This is a genomic window from Corallococcus sp. CA049B, from assembly GCF_003611685.1.
Lineage (GTDB): Bacteria > Myxococcota > Myxococcia > Myxococcales > Myxococcaceae > Corallococcus > Corallococcus coralloides.
Map to the genome: position 1 here is coordinate 1 of NZ_RAWC01000365.1, position 4,894 is coordinate 4,894.

General features: G+C 73.9%; 2 protein-coding genes. One reads left to right on the top strand and one right to left on the bottom strand.

Annotation, left to right across the window (positions count from 1 at the left end; translation table 11 throughout):
• Positions 1–2,566 (top strand): PAS domain S-box protein (locus tag D7W82_RS38460; RefSeq protein WP_120623010.1); only part of this gene is annotated, 2,566 nt, incomplete at its 5' end.
• A 6-nt stretch (positions 2,567–2,572) separates the two neighbouring features.
• Here D7W82_RS38460 and ppsA read toward each other — a convergent pair.
• Entirely contained in the window at positions 2,573–4,855 is a 2,283-nt protein-coding gene (gene ppsA, locus D7W82_RS38465; RefSeq protein ID WP_120623011.1) for a phosphoenolpyruvate synthase, read from the bottom strand.
• Positions 4,856–4,894 lie beyond the last annotated feature (39 nt).

The following is a 4,894-nucleotide window of genomic DNA, read 5'->3' on the forward strand; positions in this document are numbered from 1 at the left end:
GGTCATGGGCGTCGCGGCGCTCACCCGGGATGCTCCGGGCGGCGGGCTGGGCCTGCTGCTCACGGGGCTGTCGCTCTGGACGTTGCACGTGCGCACGCGCCAGGGTGGGTACCCCGCGCGGTGGCTGGCCACCTGCGCCGCGTTGCTCGCGGTGTGGGGCCTCGTCGGAGGGATGTACCAGGGGCACTGGTTCGGGTTGCCTCCCCTGAACACCGTGATGGGAGTCTCCAGGGCGCCGGGACTTCCCCTGTCGCTGGGCCTGCTGCTGCTGTCGGGAGGGCTGCTCTCGCTCCACCCCGACCGTGGGCTGACGGGCGTGCTGCTGCGCGAGGACTTCGGAGGGCACTCCGCGCGGCGGCTGCTGCTCGCGGTCCTGCTGGTCGTGCCCGTGGCGGGCGCCGTCCGGCTCCTGGGCGAGCGGCTGGGGCTCTACGGCACCACCGAGGGGGTCACGCTCTTCGTGCTCCTGACGATGTCCGCCTTCCTCGCCGTGGTCCTCTGGAACGCGAACGCCCTCTCCCGGCTGGAGGCGAGCCGGCGGCGGGTGGACCAGTCGCTGCGGCTGTCGGAGGCGCGCTTCGCGGGCATCGTCACCCACGCCGCGGACGCCATCATCTCCATCGACACCGAGCAGCGCATCGTCCTGTTCAACGCGAGCGCCGAGCGCATCTTCGGCTACTCCGCGCCGGAGGTCCTGGGCCAGCCGCTGGACATCCTCCTCCCCGAGCACCTCCGGGCCGTCCATTCGGCGCACGTGCGGCGCTTCGCGCAAGGCACGGCGACGTCCCGGCACATGGGCGAGCGGCTGCCCATCCTGGGGAGGCGCCGCGGCGGAGAGGCCTTTCCGGCGGAGGCCAGCATCATGAAGCTGGACGTGGAGGGCGCGCTGCGGCTCACCGTCATCCTCCGGGACATCAGCGCGCGGCGGAAGGCGGAGGACCTGCTGCGCCTGAGCGAGGAGCGCTTCCGCACCTCGTTCGAGGGGGCGCCCATTGGCATGGCGCTGGTGGGACTGGATGGCCACTTCCTCCACGTGAACGAGGCGCTCTGCGACCTGGTGGGCTATTCGCGGGACGAACTGCTCCGCCGGTCGTTCCAGGACCTCACCGTGCCGGAGGACCTGCCGGTGGACGTGGCGAACGCCGAGCGGATGAGCCGGGGGGAGCTGTCCTCCTTCCAGCGGGAGAAGCACTACGTGCGCAAGGACGGCCGCCGCATCGGCATCCTCATCTGGAGCGCGGTGGTGCGTGACGCGCGGGGCACGCCCATCCACTTCATCTCCCAGATGCACGACATCACGGAGCGCCAGGAGCTGGAGCAGGCCTGGCGCTTCCTGGCGGACGTGGGCCCGCGGCTCGCGGCGTCCCTGTCGTCCCGGACGACGCTGGCCACGGTGGCGGAGCTCGCCGTGCCGGCGCTGGCGGACTGGTGCGTGGTGGCCTGCCTGGACGCGAACGGACGCATCCAGCGGGTGGAGTACAGGGCCGCGGACGCGCGCACGGCGGAGCGGCTGCGCGCACTGGATGCGGCGCATGGATGGGAGTCCTTGCTGCCCGCGGCCCTCATCGCCTCCGTGCAGCGCACGGGAAGGCCGGCGCTGTTGCCGGAGGCTCCCCCCGGAGTGCCCGACGCGGCTCCGGTGGACGCCGGGCTCCGGGAGCCGCCGCGCCACCTGGGGCTCCACTCGGCCCTCATCCTGCCGCTGCGCAGCCGGGAGCGGAACCTGGGCGTCCTCCTCCTCGCGACGTCCAGCGCCGGGCGCTGCTACGGGCCCCGGGAGCAGGCCCAGGCGGAGGAGCTCGCCCGCCGCGCCGCGCTCGCCGTCGACAACGCCGGCCTGTACGAGCGGGCCGAGCAGGCCATCCGCATGCGCGAGGAGGTCTTGCGCATCGTGGCGCATGACCTGCGCGCCCCGCTCAACGTCATCCAGCTCAGCGCGAGGATGCTGGAGAAGCACCTGTCCCCGGGAGACCACGCCCGGCCTCGCCTGGAGACGCTCCAGAAGTCGGTCCAGCGGGCGAACCGGCTCATCCAGGACCTGCTGGACGTGGCCCGGATGGACGGCGGGAGCCTGGCGGTGGAGCGCAAGCCGGTGGACGTGGCGCCGCTCATCCAGGAGGCCCTGGAGCAGCACCGGGGGCTCGCGGAGGACAGGGCCCTCCTCCTCCAGACCCACGTGCCAGAAGGCGTGCCCCGCGTCCTGGCGGATCCGGAGCGGCTGGCGCAGATCCTCTCCAACCTCCTGGGCAACGCGCTCAAGTTCACGCCCGGGGGGGGCCGCGTGCTCCTGCGCGTCCAGCCGGAGGCGGGCCAGGTCCGCTTCCTGGTGAGCGACACGGGCCCGGGCATCGCGGTGGAGGACCGGTCGCGCATCTTCGAGCGCTTCTGGCAGGCCGGGCCGAAGCACAACGAGGGCGCGGGGCTGGGGCTCGCCATCGTGAAGGGGCTGGTGGAGGCCCACGGCGGTCAGGTCGGCGTGGACAGCGCGCCCGGCGCGGGCAGCACGTTCTTCTTCACCCTGCCCACGGCGGAGGGCGCCCAGGCGCACGCCGGGGCGTCCGCCTGAGCGCGGCTACCGGCGCAGGGCGGACTCCAGCAGGAGCCGCCGCTCCGCCGCCGCCACGACCGCCCGGGTCGCGCCCACGGCCGCCGGGTCCACGGAGATGGAGGTGATGCCCGCGCGGACCAGGTGCTCCGCGAAGGCGGGCCGGTTCGACGGGGCCTGGCCGCAGAGGGACGCCGTGATGCCCGCTTCCCGGCTGGCCCGGATGATGCGGACGATGGCGTCCAGGACCGCCGCGTCCTCTTCGTCGAAGAGCTCCGCGCACAGCTCCGAGTCCCGGTCCACGCCCAGCATCAGCTGCGTGAGGTCATTGGAGCCGATGGACACGCCGGTGATGCCCATCCGCGCGTACTCGGGGATGCGGTAGACGACGGAGGGCACCTCCGCCATCACCCAGCGCTCCAGCCCGCGGTGGCGTCCCAGCGGGCTCTCCTCCACGGCCTCCAGGCACGCCTCCAGCTCCCACTTCGTCCTCACGAAGGGAATCATCAGGTGCAGGTTGGGCGTCTCGTCCCGCACGCGGGCGAGCACCTCCAGCTCCAGCCGGAACACCTCGGGCTCGCGCAGGTAGCGGTAGCAGCCCCGGAAGCCAATCATCGGGTTGGCCTCCACGGTCTCGAACTCGCCGCCGCCCTCCAGTCCCCGGAACTCGTTCGTGCGGAAGTCCGTGGTCCGGTACACCACCGGGCGGCCCCGGAAGGCGCGGGTGATGGTCAGGAGCGCCTGGGACATCCGCTCGGCGAACTCGCGGCTCTTCCCCTGCGCGATGAGCTTGCGCGGGTGCACGCCGGCCAGCGCCTCGGTGAGCATGAACTCCGCCCTCAGCAGCCCCACGCCGTCCACCGGGAGCGCCGCCGCCTCCGCGGCCTGTCCCGGCAGGGCCAGGTTCACGTAGAGCCGCGTGCCCAGCGCCTCCGGCCCGGCGGCCTCCCGGAGCTGGGGGCCCGCCTGGGGGGAGGGCGGCCCCACCACCGCCACGGAGGGGGCTTCCCGGGCGCGGCCCTCGCGCACGGTGCCGGCGGCGCCATCCACGGTGACCTCCTCCCCATCGCGCAGGGCCTTCGTGGCGGTGCGCGTGCCCACCACGCAGGGCTTGCGCAGCTCGCGGCTGACGATGGCCGCGTGGCACGTCATGCCGCCGCTGTCGGTGACGACCGCCGCCGCGCGCCGCAGCGTGGGCACCCAGTCCGGAGACGTCATGGGCGCCACGAGGATTTCACCCGCCTCCAGCTTCGAGCCCTCCCGCGCGTCGCGCAGCACCCGCACGCGGCCAGAGGCCACGCCGGGAGACGCGCCCAGCCCGCTCACCCGCGCCCGGTCCGGGGACGCGGCGGGTTCCGGAGCCTCCGGCGCGGCGGCGGGCACCGTCGTCGTCACCGGCCGCGACTGGACCAGATAGAACCGGCCGTCCTGCTCCGCCCACTCGATGTCCTGGGGCGCGCCGTAGTGCCGCTCCACGCGCAGGCCCAGCCGCGCCAGCTCCAGCACCTCCACGTCCGTGAGCACCCGCGCGCTGGCCCGCTCCGGAGGGAGCTCCTCGTGCTTCTCGTGGCCCACTCCGTCGCGCACCAGCTGGAAGGCCTTCAGGCCCACGCGCGTCTCCAGCAGGCGCGGCCCCTCGCGGTTCACGACGTAGGTGTCGGGCTCCACCTGTCCCCCCACGACGACCTCTCCCAGGCCGAAGGCCCCCTCGATGACGAGGTGCCAGCGGTTCCCGGTGGAGGGATCCACGGTGAACATGACGCCCGAGCGCGTCGAGTCCACCATGGCCTGCACCACCACGGCGATCTCCGGCACCTCCGTGAGCCCCTGCGCCTTGCGGTAGGCCACCACGCGCGGGCCAAAGGCAGACGCCCAGCACGCGCGCACGCGCTCGAGGAGCGCGTCATCGCCCACCACGTTGGTGAACGACTCGTGCATGCCCGCGAAGGAGGTGGTGGCGGTGTCCTCCGCGGTGGCGGACGAGCGCACCGCCACCGCGGAGGACTCCCGCAGCCGGTGGTAGGCGGCGAGGATGGAGGTGCCCAGCCAGTCGGGCAGGGGCGCCTCCAGCACGAGCTCGCGCAGGGACTGCGTGAGCTCGGCGAGCGACCGCGGATCATCCGGGTCCACGCGCTCCCACAGCGCATGCAGCCGGGCGCGCACGGGCTCCATCGCCTGGTGGAAGGCGGCGGCGGTGATGACGAAGCCCGGGGGGACGGGCAGCCCGGCGCGGGTCAGCTCTCCCAGGTTGGCGCCCTTGCCTCCGGCCTGGGCCACGTCCTCCCGGGACAGGGCGTCGAACCAGAGGATGGACGGGGGCGGCGCCGGTTGGGGGGACGGCGCCTGGGG